The organism is Flavobacterium silvisoli, assembly GCF_004329815.1.
In the GTDB taxonomy this organism is placed as follows: Bacteria; Bacteroidota; Bacteroidia; order Flavobacteriales; family Flavobacteriaceae; genus Flavobacterium; species Flavobacterium silvisoli.
Genome location: NZ_SJPE01000003.1, coordinates 138,372 through 164,672, shown reverse-complemented (window position 1 = coordinate 164,672; position 26,301 = coordinate 138,372). Strand labels below are relative to the sequence as shown.

The 26,301-nt window shown below is 37.4% G+C and carries 25 protein-coding genes and 1 other RNA gene; 13 read left to right on the top strand and 13 right to left on the bottom strand.

Annotated features, from left to right (window positions below; genetic code table 11):
- The first annotated feature begins 59 nt into the window (after positions 1–59).
- A complete protein-coding gene (locus EZL74_RS04400) occupies positions 60–827 on the top strand; it encodes a sulfite exporter TauE/SafE family protein (protein WP_131475380.1) in 768 nt (255 codons plus the stop codon).
- Here the strand turns inward: EZL74_RS04400 and EZL74_RS04395 are convergent, their stop codons facing one another.
- Both EZL74_RS04395 and aroQ read right to left on the bottom strand, forming a co-directional pair.
- Positions 828–3,254, bottom strand: a complete 2,427-nt coding sequence (locus tag EZL74_RS04395; RefSeq protein ID WP_317125797.1) for a DUF5686 and carboxypeptidase regulatory-like domain-containing protein — start codon at positions 3,252–3,254, stop codon at positions 828–830.
- A gap of 71 nt (positions 3,255–3,325) precedes the next feature.
- Positions 3,326–3,739 carry a type II 3-dehydroquinate dehydratase gene (gene aroQ, locus EZL74_RS04390; protein WP_131475378.1) on the bottom strand — a complete coding sequence of 138 codons (414 nt, stop codon included), beginning with the start codon at positions 3,737–3,739 and terminating at the stop codon, positions 3,326–3,328.
- A gap of 283 nt (positions 3,740–4,022) precedes the next feature.
- On the opposite strand from aroQ, the gene EZL74_RS04385 reads away from it, so the two are divergent.
- The 4 genes from EZL74_RS04385 to EZL74_RS04370 all read left to right on the top strand — a co-directional run bounded on the left by EZL74_RS04385 (position 4,023) and on the right by EZL74_RS04370 (position 6,742).
- Positions 4,023–4,610: an outer membrane beta-barrel protein gene (locus tag EZL74_RS04385; protein WP_131475377.1), complete on the top strand. Its 588-nt coding sequence runs from the start codon at positions 4,023–4,025 to the stop codon at positions 4,608–4,610.
- Between the two features lie 133 nt (positions 4,611–4,743).
- Complete coding sequence (locus EZL74_RS04380; RefSeq protein ID WP_131475376.1) at positions 4,744–5,301, top strand: porin family protein; 558 nt, start codon at positions 4,744–4,746, stop codon at positions 5,299–5,301.
- Between the two features lie 77 nt (positions 5,302–5,378).
- Positions 5,379–6,278, top strand: coding sequence for a site-specific tyrosine recombinase XerD (gene xerD, locus EZL74_RS04375; protein ID WP_131475375.1), 900 nt, complete (start codon positions 5,379–5,381; stop codon positions 6,276–6,278).
- A gap of 68 nt (positions 6,279–6,346) precedes the next feature.
- Complete coding sequence (locus tag EZL74_RS04370) at positions 6,347–6,742, top strand: response regulator (protein ID WP_131475374.1); 396 nt, start codon at positions 6,347–6,349, stop codon at positions 6,740–6,742.
- Between the two features lie 49 nt (positions 6,743–6,791).
- On the opposite strand, the gene rny is transcribed toward EZL74_RS04370, so the two are convergent.
- From rny to EZL74_RS04350, 4 genes are all read right to left on the bottom strand, one after another.
- A complete protein-coding gene (gene rny, locus EZL74_RS04365; protein WP_131475373.1) occupies positions 6,792–8,354 on the bottom strand; it encodes a ribonuclease Y in 1,563 nt (520 codons plus the stop codon).
- A gap of 50 nt (positions 8,355–8,404) precedes the next feature.
- Positions 8,405–8,512: non-coding RNA, 6S RNA (gene ssrS / locus EZL74_RS04360), on the bottom strand.
- Between the two features lie 50 nt (positions 8,513–8,562).
- On the bottom strand, positions 8,563–8,859 hold the full coding sequence (locus EZL74_RS04355; protein WP_131475372.1) for a cell division protein ZapA: 297 nt from the start codon (positions 8,857–8,859) through the stop codon (positions 8,563–8,565).
- 5 nt (positions 8,860–8,864) lie between these two features.
- On the bottom strand, positions 8,865–9,155 hold the full coding sequence (locus tag EZL74_RS04350; RefSeq protein WP_131475371.1) for a hypothetical protein: 291 nt from the start codon (positions 9,153–9,155) through the stop codon (positions 8,865–8,867).
- Positions 9,156–9,344: 189 nt separating this feature from the next.
- Between EZL74_RS04350 and EZL74_RS04345 the strand changes: the two genes are divergently transcribed.
- The 3 genes from EZL74_RS04345 to EZL74_RS04335 are packed head-to-tail and all read left to right on the top strand — an operon-like array spanning position 9,345 to position 14,281.
- Entirely contained in the window at positions 9,345–11,042 is a 1,698-nt protein-coding gene (locus tag EZL74_RS04345; protein ID WP_131475370.1) for a M23 family metallopeptidase, read from the top strand.
- Between the two features lie 9 nt (positions 11,043–11,051).
- Positions 11,052–13,529 carry a TonB-dependent receptor gene (locus EZL74_RS04340; protein WP_131475369.1) on the top strand — a complete coding sequence of 826 codons (2,478 nt, stop codon included), beginning with the start codon at positions 11,052–11,054 and terminating at the stop codon, positions 13,527–13,529.
- A 38-nt stretch (positions 13,530–13,567) separates the two neighbouring features.
- The gene (locus EZL74_RS04335; RefSeq protein ID WP_131475368.1) at positions 13,568–14,281 is read left to right on the top strand and encodes a hypothetical protein; all 714 of its coding nucleotides are present in this window, start codon (positions 13,568–13,570) and stop codon (positions 14,279–14,281) included.
- Here the strand turns inward: EZL74_RS04335 and EZL74_RS04330 are convergent.
- The 5 genes from EZL74_RS04330 to EZL74_RS04310 are packed head-to-tail and all read right to left on the bottom strand — an operon-like array spanning position 14,278 to position 20,059.
- A complete protein-coding gene (locus EZL74_RS04330) occupies positions 14,278–14,979 on the bottom strand; it encodes a DUF2971 domain-containing protein (protein ID WP_131475367.1) in 702 nt (233 codons plus the stop codon). The two genes, EZL74_RS04335 and EZL74_RS04330, sit on opposite strands and share 4 nt — an antisense overlap.
- Positions 14,979–16,805, bottom strand: a complete 1,827-nt coding sequence (locus tag EZL74_RS04325) for an ABC transporter ATP-binding protein (RefSeq protein ID WP_131475366.1) — start codon at positions 16,803–16,805, stop codon at positions 14,979–14,981. Before EZL74_RS04325 ends, EZL74_RS04330 begins: the two co-directional genes overlap by 1 nt.
- Positions 16,805–18,532 carry a phospho-sugar mutase gene (locus tag EZL74_RS04320; RefSeq protein ID WP_131475365.1) on the bottom strand — a complete coding sequence of 576 codons (1,728 nt, stop codon included), beginning with the start codon at positions 18,530–18,532 and terminating at the stop codon, positions 16,805–16,807. The genes EZL74_RS04325 and EZL74_RS04320 overlap by 1 nt, the downstream gene beginning before the upstream one ends.
- Before the next feature lie 36 nt (positions 18,533–18,568).
- Positions 18,569–19,528 carry a glycosyltransferase family 2 protein gene (locus EZL74_RS04315; protein WP_131475364.1) on the bottom strand — a complete coding sequence of 320 codons (960 nt, stop codon included), beginning with the start codon at positions 19,526–19,528 and terminating at the stop codon, positions 18,569–18,571.
- Positions 19,529–20,059 carry a DUF4199 domain-containing protein gene (locus EZL74_RS04310; protein ID WP_131475363.1) on the bottom strand — a complete coding sequence of 177 codons (531 nt, stop codon included), beginning with the start codon at positions 20,057–20,059 and terminating at the stop codon, positions 19,529–19,531. It lies immediately after the preceding gene.
- 226 nt (positions 20,060–20,285) lie between these two features.
- Here EZL74_RS04310 and EZL74_RS04305 point away from each other — a divergent pair, with 226 nt between their 5' ends.
- The 4 genes from EZL74_RS04305 to mtaB all read left to right on the top strand — a co-directional run bounded on the left by EZL74_RS04305 (position 20,286) and on the right by mtaB (position 24,825).
- Positions 20,286–20,537: a type B 50S ribosomal protein L31 gene (locus tag EZL74_RS04305; protein WP_131475427.1), complete on the top strand. Its 252-nt coding sequence runs from the start codon at positions 20,286–20,288 to the stop codon at positions 20,535–20,537.
- Positions 20,538–20,656: 119 nt separating this feature from the next.
- Positions 20,657–21,832, top strand: a complete 1,176-nt coding sequence (locus EZL74_RS04300; RefSeq protein ID WP_131475362.1) for a GlmU family protein — start codon at positions 20,657–20,659, stop codon at positions 21,830–21,832.
- A gap of 140 nt (positions 21,833–21,972) precedes the next feature.
- Entirely contained in the window at positions 21,973–23,370 is a 1,398-nt protein-coding gene (gene aspA / locus EZL74_RS04295) for an aspartate ammonia-lyase (RefSeq protein WP_131475361.1), read from the top strand.
- 126 nt (positions 23,371–23,496) lie between these two features.
- Positions 23,497–24,825, top strand: a complete 1,329-nt coding sequence (gene mtaB, locus EZL74_RS04290) for a tRNA (N(6)-L-threonylcarbamoyladenosine(37)-C(2))-methylthiotransferase MtaB (protein ID WP_131475360.1) — start codon at positions 23,497–23,499, stop codon at positions 24,823–24,825.
- Here the strand turns inward: mtaB and EZL74_RS04285 are convergent.
- Together EZL74_RS04285 and EZL74_RS04280 are read right to left on the bottom strand one after the other, a co-directional pair.
- Complete coding sequence (locus EZL74_RS04285) at positions 24,822–25,163, bottom strand: hypothetical protein (RefSeq protein WP_131475359.1); 342 nt, start codon at positions 25,161–25,163, stop codon at positions 24,822–24,824. The genes mtaB and EZL74_RS04285 overlap by 4 nt on opposite strands.
- A gap of 79 nt (positions 25,164–25,242) precedes the next feature.
- Complete coding sequence (locus EZL74_RS04280) at positions 25,243–25,554, bottom strand: GNAT family N-acetyltransferase (RefSeq protein ID WP_240034551.1); 312 nt, start codon at positions 25,552–25,554, stop codon at positions 25,243–25,245.
- A 68-nt stretch (positions 25,555–25,622) separates the two neighbouring features.
- Between EZL74_RS04280 and EZL74_RS04275 the strand changes: the two genes are divergently transcribed.
- Positions 25,623–26,279 (top strand): alpha/beta hydrolase, encoded by a 657-nt coding sequence (locus EZL74_RS04275; protein WP_131475358.1) that lies wholly within the window; start codon positions 25,623–25,625, stop codon positions 26,277–26,279.
- Positions 26,280–26,301: the final 22 nt, after the last annotated feature.

The following is a 26,301-nucleotide window of genomic DNA, read 5'->3' as shown; positions in this document are numbered from 1 at the left end:
ATAGACAAGAATAAATATAGAGGCGCTGATAGTGCCTCTTTTCATTTTCAAAAAAAAATATGGAACCATACGTCATAATACTACTTTGTCTGGCCGCTTTCTTTGCGGGTTTTGTTGATGCTATTGTGGGTGGTGGTGGTTTGATTCAAACCCCGGTTGCTATGATTTTATTGCCTAATTTAGCTGTTGCCTCTGTAATAGGTTCTTTAAAAGTACCATCCTTTAGCGGTACTGCTTTGGCGGCACGACAATACCTCAAAAACGTTGAAATCAACTGGAAGCTGCTTTCGGTCATGGCTGCAGTGGCTTTTGTTTCGGCTTTTTTAGGGTCAAACCTGCTGACACTCGTACACAACGATTTTATGAAACCATTACTGCTGATAGTGCTCAGTGTGATTGCCGTTTATACTTTTATCAAAAAGGATTTTGGTGCCCATCAGATAAAGGCTTATTCTTCAAAAAAGCAATTACTTTTTGCGGTAGTTATGAGTGTATTCATTGGGTTTTATGACGGATTTATAGGTCCGGGTACCGGTAGTTTCTTGGTATTAGGTTTTGTAACTCTATTGGGTTTCGATTTTCTTCACGCTTCCGCCAATGCCAAGATGGTGAATTTGGCTACCAATTTTGGTTCTATTTTTCTTTTTGTTTTAAAAGGAAAAATCATTTGGACCATAGCGGTTCCTATGTCTGTTTGTAATGCTTGCGGAGGCTGGTTAGGAGCCAAGTTGGCCATCAAAAAAGGGAATCAATTCATTCGTGTCTTTTTTTTAATTGTAGTTATCGGAACACTCATCCGTTTTGGTTATGATGTGTTTGGATTCTAATTATTCAAAGACATTTAAAAACTTCAGCCCAAAGATAACTCCATCACCCCGATAGCCATTTTGATAAGCACGAACGTAATCAATACGCAACAAGCGGTATTTACCAAAGCCTAAATTATCTAAACCGATGGTGAATTCCTGATAAGGCTTACGCTCCGGAATGGCAAGGTTGTGAAATCCTAAAACCAATTGTGCCTGCAGGTATTTGAGTAAAGGCAGTTTGTTCATCAGATACCCCTTGTCGTTGTGCTCCAGGTGGCTTTCAAAATAACTATCATTTGTACTGGCGGTGTAATAAGGCAGTAAATTGAATACGTTGGTGTAACTTTCGCTTTGAGCAATATGAGTTTGGTTGCCATTGAAATGTTTGTAATCTGCAAACGAAATGCTTTCAGCATTGAAGAATTTACCGACTTTACAATTCATTTGCATGAATCCTTTGTTTCCCAAAGTCACTTCATAGTTCAGACGGGATGAAAGTAAGTCGTACTCGTATTGTTTTTCGGTAGCGGCAAACGTTTTTTCATAACCCAAAGTCAGTGTGGGATAATCGTCATTTGGAATGTTGAACTTGCCGTCAGGTCTGGATAAATATTTTTGGCCGAAATTAAATCGCAGTGCTATGTTGGTTTTTACCAAATTGTGCTTGGTAATGGCCGCTGAGGTTTCATTTTCCGGCGCAAGCGGATTGTTGGAGCTGTACAAGTCATTGCTTTTGATAATGGTGTAATCGGTAGTGTTGTAAAGCGGTTTTCTTTCGGCATACTCAACCGCGGCATTCATGTAAAATCCGTTCACCACTTCTCTGCCGAAAAATGCCGACACAAAATTCTTCTCATACAACTTCATGTAATTATTTTTAAAGAATAAAGAACCGACAGTATTTACTAAGGAACTAATGGGATTGTTTGAATTGAACTGACTCACCGAACTTCCTACGTTAATCGTTAATAAGCTGTTGTTGGTGTTGTTGAATTTGTGAGCATAGTTGAATACTCCTCTCACTTTATCTTCTGAAAAACCATAAGTAAAACGGGTACCTATACTGGTGTAGCTTTTTTGTTCTTCATCGCGTTTAAAATATGATAAACCGGCATCTATACGCCATCCTTGTACGGTATTGAAAGAAGGCAAAAACAGCGGTCCGTCATAATTGAGGGACCATTTTTTAAACGAATTTTTATAACTGTAACCACTCAGAATTGACATGGGTTTGAACTTATTGTGCTTGGCATCAATAGAATCAAGATACTGCTGCGATTTCTTTTTGGTTTGTAAAATGTCTTTTTTGACATAATCAGTAGCTTCTTCCTGAGTCAGCGGTACAGGTCGAATAGTGTTCCAAAAAACATCATCTTTTTTGTTGGCGTTTTCTTCAAACGAGAGAATTTCGTTGGTAAAAGTTCGTTTGGCAAACTCTTTTTCAAATTCAAAATTTGAATAGACATACGTAAAGCGGCCATTGACTTTGATGCTGAGCATGCCGGCAACAAAATCGAGCGTTTGTGTATTTTTTACCCATATCTTGTTGTTCGAATTATAACTGAAGCTCTGTTTCAGAGTCAAATTATCGATAACGGGTGTCTGCATCTGATTGCCTTTGATTGACAAATCAATCGCATAAATAGAATAGGAATCGTCTACTATATAAATGTATCCTTCCATGGCGGGTTCGGTATCGCGACGTGGGATGACTTTTATTTTGTTAATCTGTTGTCGGTTTTCGGTAAAAAATGAACCTTCAAATTTGTATTTGTAGTAGTTAAATGCATTGTCAGCAATAGGGGAGACCACATTAACTTCAAAAGGCAGGTAGTTTTCATAAAAATCAAAATTCACCGAGGCAGCATTATTAAAGCTAAAGCCGTTGTCTTTTCCGCTTACTTTTGAAGCCACGATGACCTCCTTCATTTTGTCGGGTTTCTGAAATGTGATTCGGGAAACTGTTTCGGAAAGGTAAACGATGCCGCTTCGCGTAGAGTCGAGGATTTCGTCAAAAAAATCAAACTTTTGTCCCATGATGGTTTTGGGTGCATCTTTCAGGCGTATGATACCGCGCGAATAAAAATCAGATTTGTAACGGGCGGTTTTTTCCGAATTTTCTTTTTTGTTTCTTATTGCATTCCTGATGATTTCATTGGCCGGATTGTCTTTTGGGTTGATTACAACTTCGTTGAGCGTGATGTTTTCCTCTTGCATCATTACATCAATAACCACTGCTGTTTTGTTGAGTTCTATTACCTCTTTAACCGTTTTATATCCTAAATACTGGAAAATAATTTTGTGTGTCCCCGGGGTTTTGATGTTCAATTCAAATTTTCCCAAATCATTCGTAGTGGTGCCGTTATAAGTGTTCTCTTCAAAGATGTTTACGAATGGCAGTGGTTTGCCGTTTACATCGCTGACGGTCCCTTTTATTTGTGCCAACGAAAAAAATGTTGACAGTAAGCAATAAAGAGCTAGTGTTTTTTTGAGCAACATGGGAGTTATGGTTGGGTTTATAAAAAGGATTGCAGAGCCAATTCGTAACTTTTGAGTCCGAAACCAATGATGATTCCTTTGGCGTTTGGCGAAATGAAAGACTGATGGCGGAATGTTTCCCGGGCAAAGGTATTGGATATGTGTACCTCTATAACCGGTGTGGTGATGGCTTTAACCGCATCTCCGATTCCGATGGAAGTATGGGTGTATGCTGCAGCATTGAGAATGATGCCGTCATACGAAAAGCCTACTTCCTGAAGTTTGTCAATAATTTCACCTTCTATATTGCTTTGAAAATAGTGTAACTCAACGGTTGTGTATTTTCGTTTCAGACCGTTAAAAAAAATGTCAAAAGACAGACTGCCATATACTTCGGGTTCTCGTTGCCCTAATAAGTTAAGATTGGGGCCGTTTATTATTATAATTTTCATACAATTTTATCTTTCTGTAAATGTAAAAATAATCTTTTATAAAGATAACTCCCTCTGAAAATCCAATTATTTGTGGGAAATCGCCCTAAAATGACGAAATATTGCCAGTTTGGAATTTATGATTCATTCGTCTTTTTTTGTTGAAAACCACTTATTCTTTTGTTTTTAAATAAGTTACAGAAATATTTTGTTAATAAAATTGTTGATAACTGCAACAACCCTTGCTGTTGCTCGAATTAGAATACTTATACTTTTGCTATATTAATTTTAAAATTAAACAAACATGAAAAAAATTATTTTAACAGTAGCTGCAGTATTCGCTTTATCGTTTGCTAACGCTCAAGACAAAAAAGAAAGCTCATTCGGTTTTGGTAAAGGAGATATCTACTTAGGTGGTAGAATTTCTTACTCAAGCGAAGATGACGATGTTGTTAAAACTACAAGTACTACTTTCGCTCCTGAAGCTGGTTATTTCATTTCTGATAACTTCGCAGTTACTTTAGGTTTAGATTACACTACTGTAGATAACGGTGTTAACAAACCAAATTCATTTGACGTAAACTTAGGAGGTAGATATTACTTCTTAAACCTAGGAGAAAGATTCAAAACTTTCACTAACTTCGGAATCAACATTGGTAGTTCAGATCCAGATACTGGTGCTGATAAAACTAATACTTTTGGTATCAGAGGTGGTTTAGGAATCAACTATTTCGTTACTCCTAAATTAGCTATCGATTTTGGTCTTGCAAATGTATTGTCTTACCAAAACCAAAAAGCTGGTGATGCTAAACAAACTAATACAGACTTGAATGTTAATGTTTTCAATAACTTCTTCAATGCTGCATCATTCGGTTTAATCTACAAACTATAATTTTGTAGAACCAAAAAATCTAAACCGCGTCATTGACGCGGTTTTTTTTGCGTTTAATCGGATTTTTACCAGAAAATTTGTATGCCATTTTGTAAATAATATTTTTGTTATACTAATTTTAAAATAACAAATCATGAAAAAAATTATTTTAACAATGGCAGTGGTGTTAACTGCAGCTTTTGCCAATGCGCAAAAAAAAGGAGCTTCTGAAGATATGAGATATGGTATCAAAGGAGGTTTAGTTTCAGCTAATTATGGTGCAGATGCTAATGATGGAGATCCAAGAACAGGCTTCTACTTAGGAGGTTTGGTAGATTTTACCATTTCAGAAAAGTTTCATGTGCAGCCTGAGTTGTTGTATACTATGGAGGGAAATGGTGAGAAGGAGTTTGATTTGAATTTTATCAGAATTCCTGTTCTGGCAAAATTTTACGTAGCAGACGCATTTAGTTTGCACGCCGGACCAGAAATCGCTTTTGTTGCAGGAGGTGGTGATGCAAAAGATTACTTGAAATCGATGGATTTTGCCTTAGGATTTGGTGCTGCCTATGAGTTGCCGTCCGGATTGTTTTTTGACGCAAGATATAATTTAGGTTTGTCTGATCTTAATGATTTTCCTTCAGGTTCTGGTTTAGAAACTGCAAAAATAACTCAGAACTCGTTCAATATTGGTTTAGGATACAGATTCTAATCTTTTGGATAGATTTTAAATTTAACCACGCCAATGGCGTGGTTTTTTTATTGCGTATCATTTTGTTTCTTTGTCAGATGAACTGGAATAGTTATATCAAAAACTTTCAATCGTATTTAAAAATCGAACGCGGTCTGTCAAAGAATACGCTGGCCAATTATACGTTTGACTTGGAGCGATTGTGTAGTTTTTTGGCTCAAAATGATATCAATGTTTCCCCCGAAGAAATCAGTGATGAGACTATACAGGAATTTATTTATTCGGTTTCCAAAGAAGTGAATGCCCGCTCCCAAGCTCGTATTATTTCGGGGTTGAAGAGTTTTTTTTCGTATTTGGTTTTTGAAGATTTCAGAACTGATAACCCTATGGAGTTAATAGAAGCTCCTAGAATAGGACGAAAACTTCCAGATACTCTGTCTGTTGAGGATATTGATAATCTTATTGCAGCTATTGATTTGTCGACACCTGAAGGGGAACGAAACCGGGCAATTTTGGAAACACTTTATGGTTGCGGGCTCAGGGTTTCTGAAGTCATCAATCTTAAAATATCGGATTTGTTTTTTGAAGAAGGTTTTATAAAAATTACGGGTAAAGGAAATAAACAGCGATTTGTTCCGGTAGCCACTGCCACTCAGAAATACATTGAATTGTATAAAAATGAAATCAGGTCCCATTTAACGATTGCAAAGGGTTTTGAAGATACCTTGTTTTTAAACCGTCGTGGGAAACAACTCACCAGAGCGATGATTTTTACCATTATCAAAACCTTGGCGGTAAAGATTAATTTGAAAAAAAATATAAGTCCTCACACACTAAGGCATTCTTTTGCAACACATTTGCTTGAGAACGGTGCTGATTTGCGTTCCATTCAATTGATGCTGGGGCACGAATCGATTACTACCACCGAAATATACGTGCATTTGGATCGTAAACATTTAACACAAATCATGCACACATTTCATCCCAGAAAAAAGTAAGTTTGTTTAATTTTAATTACATTAGCGACAGTTTTAAATAAAAAGTAAACCCAAATCTCTTTTCAAAAATGAAATTCAATGACGTTTTTGTCGTAGATGATGATAAGATTTACCACTTTCTTATCAAGAAGTTATTAGCTTGCAATAATATAGATGTCAACCCGCTTTTTTTTGAAAACGGTTTGCTTGCTATTGAAGGCATTAAAACTAAAATTGACAATAGGGAATCTCTTCCTGATTTGATTTTGTTAGACATCAACATGCCTATACTTGACGGATGGCAGTTTTTAGAAGAGTTCAGACTGCTTAAAGATAAAATCGAGAAAGAGATTATTATTTACATTATCAGTTCTTCCGACAATACGGTGGATAAGGACAAAGCAAAAGAGTTTAAAGAAGAAGTAAAAGATTATTATTTAAAACCGGTTACGGTTGACGCTTTAAAAGCAATATTCTCCATATAAAAAAGGCGATCAATTTGATCGCCTTTTTTATTTAAAAAGTTACTTCGCTTTATTTTGCAATGTTTACCGCTCTGGTCTCACGAATTACAGTAATTTTAACTTGTCCCGGATATGTCATCTCCGTTTGGATTTTTTGTGAAATTTCGAAAGATAATGTAGCTGCATTTTCATCGCTTACTTTTTCGCTTTCTACAATTACGCGAAGTTCACGTCCCGCCTGGATAGCGTATGCGTTTTTAACTCCGTTGAAGCCAAAAGCGATATTTTCTAAATCTTTCAAACGTTGAATGTACGAATCCAATACTTGGCGTCTGGCGCCCGGTCTTGCTCCGGATATAGCATCACAAACCTGGATGATAGGAGAAATTAAATATTTCATTTCAATTTCGTCGTGGTGCGCTCCGATAGCATTGCATACTTCTTCTTTTTCACCATATTTCTCAGCCCATTGCATTCCCAATAAAGCGTGTGGTAAATCACTTTCAGTATCCGGCACTTTACCGATGTCGTGAAGTAATCCGGCTCTTTTGGCTAATTTAACATTCAAGCCCAATTCAGCAGCCATGATTCCGCAAAGTTTGGCAACCTCTCTGGAGTGTTGTAATAGATTTTGTCCGTAAGATGAGCGGTATTTCATTCTTCCGACCACTTTAATCAGTTCAGGGTGTAAACCGTGAATTCCTAGGTCGATTACCGTGCGTTTTCCTACTTCAATGATTTCGTCTTCTATTTGTTTGGTGGTTTTAGCAACCACTTCTTCAATTCTAGCCGGGTGGATTCTACCGTCAGTTACCAATTTGTGTAATGATAAGCGGGCAATTTCTCTTCTAACCGGATCAAAACAAGATAGGATGATGGCTTCAGGCGTGTCGTCTACAATAATTTCAACGCCGGTGGCAGCTTCTAAAGCTCTGATGTTTCTACCTTCACGACCAATGATTCTTCCTTTGACATCGTCAGATTCAATGTTGAAAACAGAGACACAATTTTCGACGGCTTCCTCGGTTCCAACGCGCTGAATGGTGTTGATGATGACTTTCTTAGCTTCTTGCTGTGCGGTTAGTTTGGCTTCTTCTATAGTGTCCTGAATATGGGACATAGCTTTAGTTTTGGCCTCTGCTTTTAAGCTTTCTATCAATTGCTCTCTGGCGTCTTCCGCAGAAAGCCCAGAAATCACTTCCAATTGCTCTACCTGGCTTTTGTGTAATTTTTCAAGTTCCTGATGCTTCTTGTCTAACAGCTCTATCTTAGAGTTGTATTCTTTGGTTTTGGCTTCAAAATCATCGTTTACTTTTTTGGCTTTTGCCAGTTCACTTGAAACCTGAGATTCCTTGTCTCTGATTCTTTTTTCAACTTCGGCAATTTTTTTGTCTTTGTTTAAAATCTCTTTTTCGTGTTCCGATTTTAATTCCAAAAACTTCTCCTTTGCCTGAAGCAGTTTGTCTTTCTTAATGTTTTCGGCCTCAACGTTAGCGTCTCTCAAGATTGTAGAAGCTTCTTTTTTGGCATTTTTAATCATGTTGGAGACATTGTTTTTTTCGAGATATTTAGCTATCCCAAAACCTCCTCCAATTCCTGCGATTAACGCAATTATAATTAGTACAGTTCCCATTTTGTTGTTAAAGTTTATATATAAAAAAAGCCTACATTAGGTGAATGCATAAACTCGTAAAGACAAGTTTTGAGCTAACTCGTTGGTCAAGGATCCGTGATAAAAACGGCATGCTTTAGTAACGATGACTGGCTCATTCTAATTTGTTAGTGTTGAGTTTACCAATTAAAAACTAATGTAGGCGGTATTGTAATCTATGTAAAGAACGTTATTTTTTTTCGAGATAATCGAATAATAAATCATTAATTTTTTTCAGTCGTTCCAATGTGGCTGTACCATCAATGGAATTTTCGACTTGTTTTTGTTCTATTTGCGAAGCAAATTGTAACGCACACATGGCCAGTACATCTTGCTTGTCGCGAACTGCATAGTTCTCTTCGAATTGCTTAATCATAGCATCAATCTTCTTGGAAGCGCTTCTCAGTCCTTCTTCCTGAGACATGTCTACCGTTAACGGATAAACTCTGTCGGCAATTGATAATTTTATTTTAAGCTTATCCTCCATGCTCTTTAGTCTGATAACTGTGCAATACAGTAGTCTATCTCGCGAATTAATGAATTTATTTTAAGCTTCGTATCTCGATTGTTTTCTTCACCGCCCAGTAATGAATTTGCCATTTTGAGTGAATCACATTCCGATTTTAATGCGATAATTTCGCCCGATTGTGATTGAATTAATGCTGCAGCTTTGTTTAATTCTGCTTTTAACTCGATAGAATTTTTCTCTAAACTCTCTATTTTCATAAAAAGTTTTTGAATTCTATTTTCAAGAGAATCAATTATTTCTGCAATTTCACTCATGAAATACCTTGTTCATTACTTACTTTACAAAGTTAGGATTCTATTTTGTTTGCACAATAGTTTTGTCAATTATTTATTTCTTTTTTAAGTCGATATTATAATATTTTGTTTTTTAACGAGTTACAAAAACATAATGCGATTGTAATTTTTTACGCACTTTTTTGTATCTTAGCGTATCAAGTTTTTTTTATGAAATTTTTTTGGTTCTTTTTACTAATGGTCTGCTTCGCATCGGGGCAAACTCAATATCCGAAAGATTATTTCGGCTCACCCTTGGATATTCCGTTGCAGTTGTCCGGAAATTTTGGAGAATTGCGTTCCAATCACATTCATTCGGGTTTCGATTTCAAAACGCAACAAAAAGAAGGATTCAGCGTTTATGCTGTAGCTGACGGATATGTTTCTCGGATTAAAATTTCCGAAATCGGATACGGAAAGGCTATTTATATCACACATCCTAACGGCTTTACTTCGGTATACGGACATTTACAATCGGGATTCGGAGAGCTTGAAAAGAGAATCAAAAAAGAGCAGTACAAAGCCAAATCGTATGAAATTGATGTTTCTCTGAGTTCCGGCGATTTGATGGTGAAAAAAGGCGATGTTATTGCAATTTCGGGGAACACCGGTGGTTCTGACGGGCCGCATTTGCATTTTGAAATTCGGGATACCCAAAGCGAAAAAATCATCAATCCGTTGTATTTTGGGTACGATATTTTAATACCCGATGACAAACGTCCTCTTATCAACAGTTTGTGGGTTTACCCTTTGGATGAAAATGCAGTTGTCAACCAATCCAAAAGACCCATTTCGGTCAATTTGTCTTTGCAGGATGACGGAAGTTATATTGCAGAAACCATAAATGCCACTGGAAATATTGGTTTCGGGATTACTGCCATTGATTATGATAATGTGTCGTGGAACTCGAACGGTATTTTCAGAGTACAAACATTTCTGAACGGCAAGATCGATTTTGGGTATCAGTTTGATACATTTGCCTTCGATGAAACACGCTATGTTAATGCGCTCATTGATTACGGACGGTATAAAAAACTGGGACAGCGCGTGCAAAAATTATTCATGAAAAAGCCGTATCCGTTGAGTATTATCAGGCCCGGAGCGAGTAACGGAGTTATCAATGTGGCTAACAATATTTCGCAGTCTTACCGGATAGAAGTAGCTGATTACAGTGAGAACATCTCCAAAATTTTTATTCCCATTAAATATTCAAATTTACCGGCAAAAATCAGTGAGGTGCCGATAACATCTAAATATTTTATCCAAGCCGGAAGAGACAATATTTTCGCTTTAGAAAATGTTACAGTTTCAATACCGGCCAACACGTTTTTGGAAGATTTTTACATGGATTTTGAAGTGAAAAACGGTTTAGCGAAAGTTCATGAAGATGTGATGCCTGCTTTTGCCAACTTTTCAATCACGTTTGAAGACAGCATTACTCCCCAAAGAGAGCGGGATAAACTGTTCATAGGGCTTGTTGACGGAAAAAAAACGTATTTCTATAATACTAAACGCTATGATAATTCGTTTACGATTTACACCAAATACTTGGGCGATTATAAATTGCTCAGAGACGGAATGCCTCCTAAAATAAAAAGCGATAAGAGGATAGGAGGAAAATGGATTAGTAATTTAAATGAATTGCAATTCACTATCTCTGATGATCTCTCAGGAATTAAAGGCTATGACGGGTATTTGAACGGAAAATGGATTTTATTGGAGTATGAATCCAAAACCAAAAAACTGATTCACCGTTTTTCGGACGGAATAGTAGCTGAGGGCAAAAACGATTTAAAAATCACAGTTACTGATAATGTTGGAAATTCTACTATCTTTGAAACTCAATTTTTCAGAAGTCAAAAACCTTAATCATACAGTTTGAGAACAAATAAATCACTTTTCACGCTTTTTTTTCTACTCGTCAGTATAGTTGCTTTTACACAAAATCAAACCGCCAAAGTGGCCGGAGTAGTTCTTGACGAAAACAACAAGCCGGTTGCCGGTGTCAATGTTAGTTACCAAACCAAATCGGCTACTACCGATAAAAATGGATTCTACCAAATCAGCGTCCCTGCCAATCAAAAAGTGGTATTGGTTTTTACACATATTGCCCTCAAAAATATTACGGCCACTTTACAACTCAAACCGGGAGAAAATTTTGAATTTCATGTGGTGATGAGCGATAAGGCGGAACAGCTGAATGATGTGGTCATTACCAACAACCGGAAACAAGTGCAGGGAATCACCACCTTGTCTCCTGAAACAGTTCGCAGAAATACCAGTGCCATGCCAGGTGTGGAAAGCGTTTTAAAAACTTTTGCCGGAGTAAATGCGAATAATGAGTTAAGCTCAGGCTACAATGTTCGTGGTGGAAATTACGATGAAAATCTGGTGTATGTGAATGAGATAGAAGTTTACCGTCCGTTCTTAATTCGTTCCGGACAACAGGAAGGATTGAGTTTTACCAATACGGATATGGTCCAAAATATAGATTTTTCTGCCGGTGGATTTCAGGCAAAATACGGAGATAAATTGTCTTCGGTATTAGATATAACTTACAGAAAACCTACGAAATACGGCCTAACTGCCGAAGCCAGTTTTTTAGGCGGAAGTTTAACCGGGGAAGGGATTTCAAAAAACAAAAAATGGTCGGCCATCACCGGAATTCGCTACCGGGATAATTCGCTTTTGGTGAACAGTCAGGAAACACAAACCAACTTCAGACCCACTTTTATTGATGTGCAAACCAATGTCAATTTCAGCCCGAATAAAAGATGGCAATTCAGTTTCTTGGGAAATGCTTCGCAAAACAAATACAATTACCAACCGCTGACCCGACAAACCAATTTCGGGACAATTGATGAGCCGATAGCCTTGCAGGTTTTTTATGAAGGGCAGGAAAACGACAAGTATCAAACGTTGTTTGGTGCTTTCAAAACTACTTTTTCAGCCAATGAAAATAATACCTACAAGTTGATTACTTCTATATACCACACACAGGAACAGGAGTATTATGATATTCTCGCGGCTTATTATTTAGGCGAAGTAGATACCAATATTGGTTCGGAAACTTTGGGTGAGGTAAAGTATAATCAGGGAATAGGAAGCCAGTTGAACCATGCTCGTAATGATTTGGATGCTTTGATTGTCAATGCTGAAATTAAGGGGACACATCAAATCAATAATAAAAAACATCAAATTGATTGGGGATTTAAATACACCCGTGAAAATTTCCGTGACCGAATTGTAGAATGGGAAGTTATTGATTCAGCCGGTTTTTCTATCAATCCACCACAATTTCATGTTCCGAATAATCAGCCGTCGAGCTCCTATGTGGGGCCGTTGGTGCCTTACCAAAACGTGAGAGCAACCAATTTTGTTGACATCAATCGACTCTCAGGTTACGCACAATGGAGTACCAAAACCAAATTGGGAGAAAATCAACTGTGGATTACAGCAGGTTCTCGTTTTCACAGTTGGAAAGTTTCTGCCGATGGCGTTGCAGGAGGGAAAATGCAGACCGTAATCAGCCCGAGATTGCAACTCACCTTAAAACCCGATTGGGAAAAAGATATGTTATTCCGATTTGCAGTAGGTCTTTATCATCAACCGCCATTTTATCGCGAACTACGAGACGAGGACGGTGTAGTTAATCCGAATGTTAAAGCTCAACAATCGGTGCATTATGTGTTGAGTAACGATTACAACTTTAAGATGAACAACCGACCGTTTAAGTTGGTCACCGAGGCTTATTACAAGTCGATGACAGATGTTAATACTTATACTTTGGAAAATGTACGCATTCGTTACAGAGCTAATAACGATGCCACCGCTTATGCATACGGTTTAGATATGAGATTGAACGGAGAATTCGTTCCTGGTACCGAGTCATGGTTGAGTTTCGGATATATGAAAACCGAAGAAAATCAAAACAATCGCGGGTATATTGCCCGACCAACCGATCAAAGACTGAAGTTTGGGATTTTATTTCAGGATTATATGCCCAACATACCTAACATGAAATTGTATTTGAATTTGGTATACAACACAGGTTTACCGGGTGGTTCACCGTCGTATGCGGATGCTTACGATTACCAAAATCGTTTGCGTGATTACCGTCGTGCTGATGTTGGGTTTTCATATGTTTTGACCGAAAGAAACAACGAAAGACCGGACGGACATTGGTTAAAGAAATTCCAGGATTTATCTGTTGGATTTGAGATTTTTAACTTGTTCAACAATCAGAATGCCATAACCAATACCTGGGTGCGTGATGTGTATACCAAAAATCAATACGGAATACCAAATTACATGACTACCCGAGTGTTCAATGTAAAATTGACAGCCAAACTGTAAAAATAAATCACTATTTTTGAGTGTTCAATTCGATAGCCATGAAAAAATACCTGTCTTATCTGTCTGTGATGCTTGTTGTGTTTTTTGTAAGTTGCAAAAAACAAGAAGAGGAGAAACCTAAAGTAATTTATGATGCAGCTTCCAAAATAAAACCCGAAATACCTGCGGATACTAATCAGATTCTGATAGCGGATTTGCCGGTAAATATGGAAGGAACCCAGTATTTAATTCATCCGGTGGGAATTGTATCTGGGAGAAGTAAAGGATTTAAATCTTCTGCAGAATCAGGTGAAAGTTTTACAGTTTCCAATTATGGCGAATATCAAATTACAGGTTACTTAAAAAACCTCATGTTTCAGGAGATAGGGAAGGATACCATTTATGCTTTGACCGATAAACCGGTTTTAATAGAAACGGCTACCTACCTGAAGACTTTTGCCGACAAAACAAAACAGCAATTGATGATTTATTCTTTGGCGGATATGGATACTAACAAAGATGGGAAATTAGATTCAAGCGATATCAAATCTTTATACATCAGTACTGTTTCGGGACAAAAATTCACCAAACTATCGGCTGATTTTCAGGAATTGGTGGATTGGAAAATCATAGAGTCAAAACAATTGCTTTACTTCAGAGTCATTGAAGATACCAATAAAAACGGAGAATTTGATGCCGAAGACAAGATGCAGTACCGCTTTGTTAATTTGTTCGATAAAGATTGGAAAGTACAGGAATACAGACCTATTTAAATCAGGATATCACTTTCTAAGTCTGATTTCTCAATCTCAAAATCAAAACCCAACTTAGACACCAACTCGATTACCAGACGTTTATACCAGTTTTCTGATTTGGGATGGATGTATATTTTTTCAATCAATTGGTTGATGTCAACATCAATTTTTAGTCCGTCATTGATTTTAATATTTTCAGAAGAAATATCAGCAATGATACGCACTTCGCGTTCGTACTGAAAACTTTTTCGTTTAAACAAAAAGGGGAAAAACATATCATCAAAGGGGATGTATTCTTTTTTGTAGTCGATATAATTGACTTCGCCTATGTATTGTTGAAACTCTTTCTCAGCCTCAAGTGCTTTCTGCAAACGGCCTATGGTAGATTGAATAGCTAAACCTTCACTGTTTTGGGTGAAAATTTGCCACATGGCAAATGATTCGTATTCGTTGATGTGCCAACTGCTCACCACTACTTTCTCACGATGCGTTTTGTAATAGGCTAAAAATTCCGGATTGTTTTCGGACAGTTTTTTGATTTCTTCATAAGTCGGTTCGCTGAACGTACCTTCGAATTGATCTTCAAACTTGTCGGAGCGCGAGAGGAATAACTTCTTAGAAAGCAGTAAATCCAGGAATTTAGACAAATCCAAGTATTTCCAAACCACCGTATCGGGATCTTCAGGCAATTTGATATTTGGATTATGCAGGTACATTATTCAAAAGATTGCATAGAAACCAATTTAGAATACATACCGTTTTTGGCCAAAAGTGTTTCATGAGTTCCTTGCTCTACAATTTCACCTTTTTGCATAACCACTATCACGTCTGCTTTTTGAATGGTAGAGAGTCGGTGGGCAATGACTACTGAGGTTCGGTTTTGCATCATGTTTTCTAAAGCTTGCTGTACCAGTCTTTCACTTTCTGTATCCAAAGCCGAAGTAGCTTCGTCCAGAATCATGATCGGTGGGTTTTTCAGCACGGCACGAGCAATGGATAATCGTTGTTTTTGTCCGCCCGAAAGTTTGTTGCCGCTATCACCTACATTAGTGTAAATGCCTTCGGGTAAATCTTTGACAAATTCGTAGGCATTGGCAATTTTCAATGCTTCAATCACTTCTTCGTCGCTAGCGTCTTGTTTGCCTAATGCAATATTGGCCTTAACCGTATCATTAAACAATATCGAATCTTGGGTTACCAATCCCATCATGGTGCGTAAGGATTTGATATCGATGTCTCTGATGTCGGTGTTGTCTATTTTGATTTGTCCCTCATTTACATCGTAAAAACGCGTAAGCAAATTAGCAATGGTACTTTTTCCGCTTCCGGATTGCCCTACTAATGCTACCGTTTTTCCTTTCGGGATGTGTAATGAGAATTTTTTGAGTACATTTTCTTCCTCATAACGGAAGTCAATGTTTTCAATTGAAATTCCGCTTTCTACGGTTTCTTTTTTAATGGCATTTTCTTTATTGACAATTGGATTTTCCTGTTCCAATATTTCAAAAATACGTTCTACCGCAGCATTTCCTCTTTTGACACTGTATGAGGCTTTTGAGATAGATTTGGCCGGAGTAAGAATGTTGTACGCCAATCCCATGTAGGCAATAAAAGCCGCCCCATTCAGAGTTTTCTCGATTAAAACCATATTTCCGCCATACCAGAGTAAAATAGCAATGACCATAATTCCCATGAACTCACTCACAGGTGAAGCCAGGTTTTGACGGTTTCCGATGTTGACCGACAGGTTAAAAAAACGGTTGGTTGATCCTTGAAAAACTTTGTTGAAATAGTTTTCAGCATTATAACTTTTAACGACTTTTAATCCACCCAAGGTTTCTTCGATGGTAGAAAGAAAAGTTCCTTGTTCTTCCTGCATGCGGGTTGATTTTCGTTTTAATTGTTTTCCAATCAGTGAAATAATATATCCGGAAACCGGGATGAAAATAAATACAAATACTGTCAATTTTACACTGATGGTAAACATCATGATGATGGTAAAAATAATCGTCAGAGGTTCTTTGACAATCAGTTCCAGCATTGACAACATCGAGGTTTGTACTTCGTTGGCATCCCCCGAAATCCGTGAGATTAAGTCGCCTTTTCGCTTTTCGGAAAAAAAAGAATGTGGCAATTCGAGTGTTTTTTTGTAAATCGCATTTCGCAAATCGCGCATGATGCCGTTTCGCAAAAAGTTGATGAAAAACATCGCAAAATAATCGCTTAGATTCTTCAGTAAAAAGATTGAAATAATGATGGCAACCATGACAGCCAACGTGAAGCTGACTCCTTTTTCATCCGTAGTGGTTGTGATGTAGTAGCTCAGAAAATCTTCCAAATAATGTTTGAAATGAGCGATATCCTGAAAAACAGGTTTAACGGTATTGCGTTTGGTTTGGTCAAACAATACCTGCATCATCGGAATCAAAGCCATAAACGACAACGTGCTGAACAAGGCATACAAGATGTTGAAAAAGATGTTCAGGTACGCGTACTTTTTGTACGGCTTGATAAAGGGAAGTATTTTCTTAAAACTACTCATTAGTTCAACTGCATTTCAGAAATTATATTTTTGATTTTGATATCCAGCTGTTTTTCTGCAGCCGGAATTTCATCCATACTTTCGATAGCTACATTAACACTGAAATAGAATTTTATTTTGGGTTCCGTTCCGCTCGGGCGGGCACAGATTTTTGATCCGTCTTCTAAGTAATAAATCAATACGTCTGATTTTGGGACCGACAAAGTTTCCAATTCATTAGTCAATAAATTTCGGGCAGTAGAGTTTTGATAATCTTCAACCATAATTACCCGTTGTCCATTGATTTCAGAAACAGGTTTTTCTCTCATATCAATCATCATTTGTTTGATTTGATTGGCTCCCTCTATTCCTTTTTTAGTTATTGAAATCAGGTGTTCTTTGTAAAAACCAAAATCAACAAACATTTGTTGTAATTCTTGATAGACAGAACCGCCTTTTTCTTTGGCCTGTGCGGCAATTTCGCACATCAGCAAAATCGCTCCGACCGCATCTTTATCGCGAACGGCATCACCTACCATAAAACCAAAACTTTCTTCACCTCCGCCAATAAATTGTAAATCAGGGAAATCTTTGATGAATTTGGCAATCCATTTGAAGCCGGTCAAACCCACTTTGCATTCTACGTTATAAGCCGAAGCCAATTCGAGCATCATTGGGGTCGATACAATAGTAGAGCCGATGAATTGTTTGCCGTTTAGTTTGCCTGCTTTGCGCCATTGTTCCAAAAGATAATGCGTCATTATCGCCATGGTTTGGTTTCCGTTAAGCAAAATCATTTTACTGTTGTTGTCGCGTACAGCAACGCCTAAACGGTCGCTGTCGGGGTCGGTGCCAAAAACAATATCGGCATTAATCTTATCGGCCAAAGCCAAAGCCATGGTCAGTGCTTCCGGTTCTTCTGGGTTTGGAGAAATTACCGTCGGGAAATTACCATTGGGTTCAGCTTGTTCCGGAACAATATTGATGTCAGTATAACCGGCGGCTTCCAATACTTTAGGAACCATTTTGATTGACGTTCCGTGTAAGGAAGTGTAGGCAATTTTCAGGTTTTGACGAGCAGCTGCCGATGTGTTGAAACTGGCATTTTTTACTGTTGAATCAACAAAAGCAGCATCTATGTCCGCATCAATATATTCGATTAAATCTTCATTTGATTCAAACTTGATTTCGCTGTATTTTAAATTTTCAATGACCTGGATGATTTCACCATCTTGTGGCGGAACCAATTGACCGCCATCCTGCCAGTATACTTTATAACCATTGTATTCCGGCGGGTTGTGTGAAGCGGTTAAGACAATCCCGGCATGACAGTTAAGATGTTTTACTGCAAAAGACAATTCCGGTGTAGGGCGCATTTCGGAAAACAGAAACACTTTTATTCCGTTGGCCGAAAACACATCGGCTACAACTTTTGCCAGGGTGTCACTGTTGTGGCGACAATCGTAAGCAATAACCACTTTTAGGTTTTCGCTCGGAAATGATTTTTTTAAATAATCAGATAAACCCTGAGTGTTTTTACCCAAAGTGTATTTGTTAATGCGATTAGTACCCACGCCCATAATGCCACGCATACCGCCGGTTCCGAATTCTAAGTTTTTATAGAAACTCTCCTCCAAATCTTTAGGAGAAGAAGTCATCATCACTTTAATTTTATCCTGAGTATCGTTGTCAAAAGTTGGCGTAAGCCATTCGTTTACTTTATCTAATATATTTTGTTCAATATGCATTGTAATTTTTTTTAATCTGAATGGTGAGAAGATGAATTACAAATTCACTTCGTTAGCAATTTTATAGCGTTCTTCATTGTTTTTGGTGCGCAAAATAATTTCGCCCAAAAAGCCTGCTAAAAATAATTGTGAGCCAATAATCATGGCGGTTAGCGCAATGTAAAACAGTGGGTTTTGCGCCACTAAAATAGTTTGTTGATGGAAGGCAAATAATTTCAAAAGCTTAATACCTATAATCAAAAAGGTTGAAAGAAATCCGATGATGAACATCACCACACCAAGCGCTCCGAAAAGGTGCATGGGTCGTTTGCCGTATTTGGATAAAAACCAAATGGTAATCAGATCAAGAAACCCATTGATGAAACGGCTTATGCCGAATTTAGATTCGCCATACTTCCGAGCCTGATGAATGACTACTTTTTCGCCGATTTTTGCAAAGCCCGCATTTTTGGCCAATACAGGAATGTACCGGTGCATTTCGCCCGAAACCTCAATGTTTTTGATGACCACTTTTTTGTAGGCTTTTAATCCGCAGTTAAAGTCATTCAGATGGACCCCCGAAGTTTTACGAGCGGCCCAATTGAATAATTTAGAAGGCAGGTTTTTGGTTACCGCATTGTCGTAGCGTTTCTTTTTCCAGCCCGAAACCAAATCGAAATTTTGGTTCACAATCATGTTGTACAAATCCGGAATCTCATCCGGACTGTCCTGTAAATCGGCATCCATAGTGATAATGACATCGCCTTGGGCTTTGGCAAAACCAGCATGTAAGGCTTGAGATTTACCAAAGTTTCTCATGAAACGAATGCCTTTTACATTAGGGTTTTCGTGCGAGAGTTTTTCAATAATTGTCCACGAATCATCGGTACTGCCGTCATCTATAAAAATAACTTCATAACTGTACTGGTGGGTTGTCATGACTTTGACAATCCATTGGTGTAATTCGGGTAGAGATTCCTGCTCATTAAGAAGCGGAATTATGATGGATAGATTCATTTATAATCCTTGATTCGATTTTGTTTTGAAAATGGCTGCCAAAATTAAACCAAAAATTGCAACAACAATATACATCGTTAAAAGTCCCATGAATATGTTGCCCAGCGAGTAGTTGTCAGCTTTTTGCATTTCGGCTATAGTTTGGTTCAATACCTCGGTAGGTGTGCCGAATTTTTGCATCATTTCAACCGTATATTTAATAGTCATTTCTTTCAGCGTTTCTTTGGCTTGAGGATCGATGAAATTGAATAAAATGTAATTGTACAATGCAGAAACTGTACTGCCCAATACTCCTGATATGAAATACACTGAAAATGCTTCTTTGAAACTGATGATGTTATTCATTTGACTCTTGGTTTTTGTAACCAATAGCACACCGATAGTAATGTTAATCAGAAGACTAATTCCGCCTATCCACCAATTCATAAACAGCTTCATGTCAATAACATAAAGAAGGGTTGTGGATACAATTGAGATTAGGCCCAAAATAAGACCGTAGGTAACAGCATTTTTCTTAATGATTTCGTTCATGATTTTTTGGTTTTAATTATTTAACAAATATAAGTAATTCCGTTATTACTCAATATTAAGTGGGTAACATTTAAAAAAAGTTACAGATTGATTTGATTTTTGAAAAATAGTTGTATTTTTGCACACTCAAATTAAAAAAGAATTAATTAAAAGTTGTAGCCAGTTTATACCTTCTCAGTCAGAAGCTTCAAAACGAAACTACTTCAAAACCATAACAAGATTTATCATGAAAAAAGGAATCCACCCGGAAAATTACAGATTAGTTGCTTTCAAAGACATGTCAAATGAAGATGTGTTCATCACTAAATCTACTGTAGAAACTAAAGAAACGATTATGCATGAAGGTGTTGAATATCCAGTTTACAAAATGGAGATTTCAAGAACGTCTCACCCTTTTTACACAGGTAAATCTAAACTTATCGATACTGCAGGACGTATTGATAAATTCAAAACCAAATACGCTAAACACGCTAAGTAATAGTTATAGTGTTCAAATTTTAGAAAGACCATTCACGAAAGTGAGTGGTTTTTTTATTTAAATTAGCCAATTATTACAAAGCAAAGACAGGACAATGTCTGGTCTCAAATCAATAACACATGAACTACATACTTTTTGACGGAACCGTTCGCAATGCCTTATTGCCTTTTACTTTCACACGACCTGTTGCTGATATCCGCATCGGAATTTTGACCATACGCGAAAAATGGGAAAAATATTTGGGGTACACCACCACAACATTAACCGAAGAATACCTTTCCGAAAAATTCCCCATGGTTGAAATGGAGGAGAACGTTATGATTAATGCTGCGTTTCTGCCCAATGATGTTTTAGCCGAAATGGTCAAAAGTTTAGAAAAAAATCAGGCTATTTTCAAAGGAGAAGAGGTGATTGCGTTTTACACCAATGATACACAAGACGAAGTTGATTTTGATAGTTATGAAATAATAGACTATCAGGAAGATGGTTTAAAAATAGAACACACTTGGGATATTTTTGCCAAAAACGATGCCGCTTTGCGCGAAGATTTCGAATTAATTACCGAAGGCAGACATTCGCAACCGATACCTAAAAGCGTGAACGTTATTGCTCCGGAAAATATTTTTATTGAGGAAGGCGCTAAACTCGAGTTTGTTACGTTAAACGCCTCTACCGGCCCAATCTACATTGGAAAAAATGCCGAAATCATGGAGGGTTCCGTGATTCGTGGTCCTTTTGCTTTGTGTGAATCGGGAAGGGTGAAACTGGCTACTAAAGTCTACGGTGCTACTACGGTAGGACCTCATTCGGTGATTGGAGGAGAAGTAAATAACTCAGTTTTAATGGGGTACTCCAATAAAGGACATGACGGGTTTTTGGGTAATTCTGTTTTGGGCGAATGGTGCAATATTGGAGCCGACAGTAATAACTCTAATTTAAAAAACAACTACGAAGAAGTGCGTTTGTGGAGTTATGAAACCGAAGGTTTTGCCAAAACCGGTCTCCAATTTTGCGGACTCATGATGGGAGATCATAGTAAGTGTGGTATCAATACTATGTTCAATACCGGGACTGTAGTGGGTGTTTCCGCTAATATTTTCGGTGCCGGATTTCCGCGCAATTTTGTGCCGAGTTTTTCTTGGGGTGGTGCTTCAGGATTTACAACGTATTTGACTTCCAAAGCTTTTCAAACAGCTAAAATTGTGATGGCAAGACGTCAAGTGGAATTTTCGGAACAGGATGCTAAAATCTTAGAACACGTTTTCGAAGTGACCCAAAAATATAGAAAAGAATAACAATGAATTGAAAACTAAAAACCCGTAAAAATGATTTTTTTTACGGGTTTTTTATTGCGAAAGAATTAACAGTTGCTCATTTTTTTTGGCTAAATAATAAATTACCTTTACATGGTAAATTATTTAAACCAAATGAAAAAATGTATAGAATAGAAAATGATTTGTTAGGTGATTTAGAAGTTCCCGTAGATGTCTATTACGGCATTCAAACTCAAAGAGCCATTGATAATTTCAATATTTCAGGAATAAAATTATATCAATTTCCGGAGTTTATAAAAGCATTGGCTTATGTCAAATGGGCAGCAGCTGAAACCAACTTTGAGTTAGGTTTATTAGATGAGAAATTAAAAACAGCTATAGTTGCAGCTGCGAAAGAAGTTGTTGAAGGAAAATTTGATAAAGAATTTCCTGTAGATATGATTCAAGGTGGAGCAGGAACATCAACAAATATGAATATCAATGAAGTTTTAGCTAACCGAGCACTTGAACTTATGGGATATCAAAAAGGCGACTATCAATATTGCTCGCCAAACGATCATGTTAATTTATCACAATCTACAAATGACGCTTACCCAACAGCAATAAAATTAGGAATAATTAATTCTAAAGCTGTATTAATTCAACATTTATCTCCATTAATAGATTCGTTCAGAAAAAAAGGTGTAGAGTTTAAAAATGTTTTAAAAATGGGTCGTACGCAATTGCAAGATGCAGTTCCCATGACATTAGGGCAAGAATTTGAAGCTTTTGCAGCTAATTTAGAAGAAGAAATAGAGCGACTAACTCAAAATTCAAATCTTTTTTTAGAAATCAATATGGGTGCTACCGCTATCGGAACAGGTATTAATGCTGCGCCCGGTTATGCGAAACTTTGTGCAGAAAACCTAAAAAAAATTACAGGCTTGGCATTTGTTTCAGCTCCAAATTTAATTGAAGCCACGCCGGATACAGGTTCATATGTAATTTATTCATCTGCATTGAAACGTATGGCTATTAAAATTTCAAAAATTTGTAATGATTTAAGATTATTGTCTTCAGGACCACGATGTGGTTTCAATGAAATTAATCTTCCGGCAATGCAACCCGGATCGTCTATCATGCCAGGAAAAGTTAATCCCGTAATTCCTGAAGTTATGAATCAAATTTGTTATCGTGTAATTGGAAATGATTTAACAGTCACTATGGCTGCTGAGGCCGGACAATTACAACTTAATGTTATGGAGCCAGTTTTGACTTTTTCTATTCTAGAATCAATGCAATTACTCATTAATGGAATGGATACTTTACGAATGAAATGTATTGATGGTATTACGGCAAATGTCGAGCATTGTTACGAAATGGTTATAAATAGTATCGGTATTGTAACGGCTCTAAATCCATATATTGGTTATAAAAACAGTACTAAAATTGCAAAAGAAGCACTAGAAACAGGTCGCAGTGTTTATCATTTGGTTTTAGAGCATAATATATTGACCAAAGAACAACTTGACGATATTCTCAATCCGGAGAATATGTTGGCACCAAAAAATGTAGTATAAAAAAGGCGCGAATGATAAAATCATTCGCGCCTTTTTTATTTTAAACATGCTTTTCTCAAAATCAAATAAATGACTTAAATTTGCACCCTCAATTTTTGACAACGATTTCATTAATTGAGATAACTTATGGAACAAAGAAAAAAAGTGGCGTTCTACACGCTGGGATGTAAGCTGAACTTTTCAGAAACATCGACCATCGCCCGAAATTTTCAGGACGAAGGATTTGACAGAGTCGACTTTGAAGAAGTCGCCGATATTTATGTCATCAATACCTGTTCGGTTACAGAGAATGCCGACAAACAATTCAAGCAAATCGTAAAGAAAGCCATGAAGCTCAACGAAAAAGCTTTCGTTGCAGCGGTTGGTTGTTATGCACAATTAAAACCCGAAGAATTGGCTGCCGTTGACGGCGTCGATTTGGTGTTAGGAGCTACAGAGAAATTCAAAATCACCGATTATATTAATGATTTGTCCAAAAATGATATGGGCGAAGTACATTCCTGCGAAATTGAGGAGGCTGATTTTTACGTTGGCAGTTATTCTATAGGCGACAGAACCCGTGCTTTTTTGAAAGTGCAGGACGGTTGTGATTATAAATGTACCTATTGTACAATTCCATTAGCAAGAGGGATTTCAAGAAGTGATGCATTAGAAAATGTGCTGAAAAATGCGGCTGATATTTCCAAACAAGGCATCAAAGAAATTGTCTTAACAGGTGTAAATATTGGCGATTACGGGAAAGGAGAGTTCGGAAACAAAAAACACGAACACACTTTTCTGGATTTAGTAAAAGCATTAGACGAGGTTGAAGGAATTGAGCGCTTGCGCATTTCTTCTATTGAACCCAATTTGCTTAAAAACGAAACCATAGAGTTTGTGTCCCAAAGCCGAACTTTTGTACCGCATTTCCATATTCCGTTGCAAAGCGGGAGCAATGAGATTTTGAAAAAAATGAAACGCCGTTATCTGCGAGAGGTTTATACCGACCGTGTTTCCAAAATTCGCGAAGTAATGCCGCATGCCTGTATTGGGGTGGACGTGATTGTGGGCTTTCCGGGAGAAACGGACGAACATTTTTTGGAAACGTATAATTTTCTGAACGAACTGGATATCTCTTATTTACACGTTTTTACGTATTCCGAAAGAGATAACACCGAGGCTGCAATAATGCAGGATGTAGTACCCATGAATGTGCGTAATAAAAGAAGTAAAATGCTTCGTGGATTGTCGGTTAAAAAACGTCGGGCTTTTTATGAGAGTCAAATCGGCAGCAACAGAACCGTCCTTTTTGAAGGTGAAAACAAAGAAGGTTACATTTACGGATTTACTGAAAATTATGTAAAAGTAAAAACACCATGGAATCCTGAATTGGTCAACACCCTGCATGCTATCAATTTGACCAAAATTGATGAGGACGGAGCCGTTCGTATGGAGTTTTTAACTGTTGAGGTTTAATATTTGTAGTGAAATCGGATTTTGGTAATCCGAAAGACGGTTTCGCTGTATTGTTCTATAAATTCAAATTCGTTGCGGCCCAGTTGTTTGAAATTAGCAATTCGGTCGGCTGAAATTTCGTAATACATATTGCGGCCTTCAATCATAAATTTTTCGCCTGCAGTACGGTATGCGGAGCGAATTAATTCAAATTCGGATAAATTCCAAGTCGTCAAATTAGCATCTGATGCTTGTGCATCAGTGCACAAACCTTCGGTTATTTCGGTTTTAGAGCCGTAATATTTGTCGATGCATTCAAAAAACGTAATAATCTCTTGTCGGAAGGAATCTTTATTCATTGTATAAAAATAGAAAAATAAAGTACAAAAAAAGTCGTTCTGAGCAATCAAAACGACTTTTTTCGTAATTCGATATCCCTTAAATTTTAATTCCGGGAGGCAGCAAATCGCGGTACGTGGTATGTTTTCTGAAGAATTGCGCAATTTTTGGCAAAATCGGAACTACTTTCAGTTTCCTCTCGTAGGCAATCTCCATTATATTTTTTAACAAATCAGTGATAAATTCTTCATCTTCAAAACCATCAAAAGTATTTATTCTTGTCAGGAATATTTTCTTTTCTTGAAATGAATATTCTACAGAAATCATCTTCCCGTCAACCAAAGTTTCAAATTGGCGGGCAAAAGTATTGTCTTTGATTTCTATTTTTTCCGAAAAAACAGTTGTGTTCATAATCAAGTAAAATAAAAGGATTATTTTTATGCAAATTTACTAAAAAATCACCAGTTTAACGTTAAATAATGTCAAAAATTCATGTTTACTTCATGCCCGGAATGGCGGCCAGTTCTACCATTTTTGAGCGAATACAACTGCCAACCGATACTTTTGAGATGCATTTGCTTGAGTGGATGCTTCCGGAGAAAGAAGAATCCCTGCAAAATTATGCCCGGAGGATGGCACAAAAGGTGCAACACGAAAATGCTGTTTTAGTAGGGGTTTCTTTTGGCGGTATTCTGGTTCAGGAAATGAAATCGTTTGTTAAACCAAGCAAAGTCATTATCATCTCCAGCGTCAAGTCAAATACCGAACTGCCTAGGCGTATGAAAGTGGCAAAAGCAACTAAGGCCTACAAACTCATCCCTACCAAACTATTTGAAAACATAGATAAGCTGGCCAAGTTTGCTTTGGGTGATTATGCTAAACAACGACTTAAATTGTATGAAAAGTTTCTTTCGGTTCGCGACAAGCATTATTTAGACTGGTCGATAGAAAACATTATTAATTGGAATAGGGAGGTTATTGATCCCGAAGTCATTCATATTCATGGCGATGCGGATGAAGTTTTCCCGATTAAGCACATAAAAAAATGTATGATTGTAAAAGGCGGGACTCATATTATGATTCTCACAAAATACCGCTGGCTCAATGACAATTTGCCTAAAATTATGTTAGAATAGGGACGATTGCGGTCTGATTTTT

What these genes read in the sequence shown, in the direction of transcription:
- EZL74_RS04400 (WP_131475380.1), top strand. Translation starts at nt 60, where the DNA reads ATGGAACCATACGTCATAATACTACTTTGTCTGGCCGCTTTCTTTGCG.
- aroQ (WP_131475378.1), bottom strand. Translation starts at nt 3,739, where the DNA reads ATGAAAATTATAATAATAAACGGCCCCAATCTTAACTTATTAGGGCAA.
- EZL74_RS04385 (WP_131475377.1), top strand. Translation starts at nt 4,023, where the DNA reads ATGAAAAAAATTATTTTAACAGTAGCTGCAGTATTCGCTTTATCGTTT.
- EZL74_RS04380 (WP_131475376.1), top strand. Translation starts at nt 4,744, where the DNA reads ATGAAAAAAATTATTTTAACAATGGCAGTGGTGTTAACTGCAGCTTTT.
- xerD (WP_131475375.1), top strand. Translation starts at nt 5,379, where the DNA reads ATGAACTGGAATAGTTATATCAAAAACTTTCAATCGTATTTAAAAATC.
- EZL74_RS04370 (WP_131475374.1), top strand. Translation starts at nt 6,347, where the DNA reads ATGAAATTCAATGACGTTTTTGTCGTAGATGATGATAAGATTTACCAC.
- rny (WP_131475373.1), bottom strand. Translation starts at nt 8,354, where the DNA reads ATGGGAACTGTACTAATTATAATTGCGTTAATCGCAGGAATTGGAGGA.
- EZL74_RS04355 (WP_131475372.1), bottom strand. Translation starts at nt 8,859, where the DNA reads ATGGAGGATAAGCTTAAAATAAAATTATCAATTGCCGACAGAGTTTAT.
- EZL74_RS04350 (WP_131475371.1), bottom strand. Translation starts at nt 9,155, where the DNA reads ATGAGTGAAATTGCAGAAATAATTGATTCTCTTGAAAATAGAATTCAA.
- EZL74_RS04345 (WP_131475370.1), top strand. Translation starts at nt 9,345, where the DNA reads ATGAAATTTTTTTGGTTCTTTTTACTAATGGTCTGCTTCGCATCGGGG.
- EZL74_RS04335 (WP_131475368.1), top strand. Translation starts at nt 13,568, where the DNA reads ATGAAAAAATACCTGTCTTATCTGTCTGTGATGCTTGTTGTGTTTTTT.
- EZL74_RS04330 (WP_131475367.1), bottom strand. Translation starts at nt 14,979, where the DNA reads ATGTACCTGCATAATCCAAATATCAAATTGCCTGAAGATCCCGATACG.
- EZL74_RS04325 (WP_131475366.1), bottom strand. Translation starts at nt 16,805, where the DNA reads ATGAGTAGTTTTAAGAAAATACTTCCCTTTATCAAGCCGTACAAAAAG.
- EZL74_RS04320 (WP_131475365.1), bottom strand. Translation starts at nt 18,532, where the DNA reads ATGCATATTGAACAAAATATATTAGATAAAGTAAACGAATGGCTTACG.
- EZL74_RS04315 (WP_131475364.1), bottom strand. Translation starts at nt 19,528, where the DNA reads ATGAATCTATCCATCATAATTCCGCTTCTTAATGAGCAGGAATCTCTA.
- EZL74_RS04310 (WP_131475363.1), bottom strand. Translation starts at nt 20,059, where the DNA reads ATGAACGAAATCATTAAGAAAAATGCTGTTACCTACGGTCTTATTTTG.
- EZL74_RS04305 (WP_131475427.1), top strand. Translation starts at nt 20,286, where the DNA reads ATGAAAAAAGGAATCCACCCGGAAAATTACAGATTAGTTGCTTTCAAA.
- EZL74_RS04300 (WP_131475362.1), top strand. Translation starts at nt 20,657, where the DNA reads ATGAACTACATACTTTTTGACGGAACCGTTCGCAATGCCTTATTGCCT.
- aspA (WP_131475361.1), top strand. Translation starts at nt 21,973, where the DNA reads ATGTATAGAATAGAAAATGATTTGTTAGGTGATTTAGAAGTTCCCGTA.
- mtaB (WP_131475360.1), top strand. Translation starts at nt 23,497, where the DNA reads ATGGAACAAAGAAAAAAAGTGGCGTTCTACACGCTGGGATGTAAGCTG.
- EZL74_RS04285 (WP_131475359.1), bottom strand. Translation starts at nt 25,163, where the DNA reads ATGAATAAAGATTCCTTCCGACAAGAGATTATTACGTTTTTTGAATGC.
- EZL74_RS04280 (WP_240034551.1), bottom strand. Translation starts at nt 25,554, where the DNA reads ATGAACACAACTGTTTTTTCGGAAAAAATAGAAATCAAAGACAATACT.
- EZL74_RS04275 (WP_131475358.1), top strand. Translation starts at nt 25,623, where the DNA reads ATGTCAAAAATTCATGTTTACTTCATGCCCGGAATGGCGGCCAGTTCT.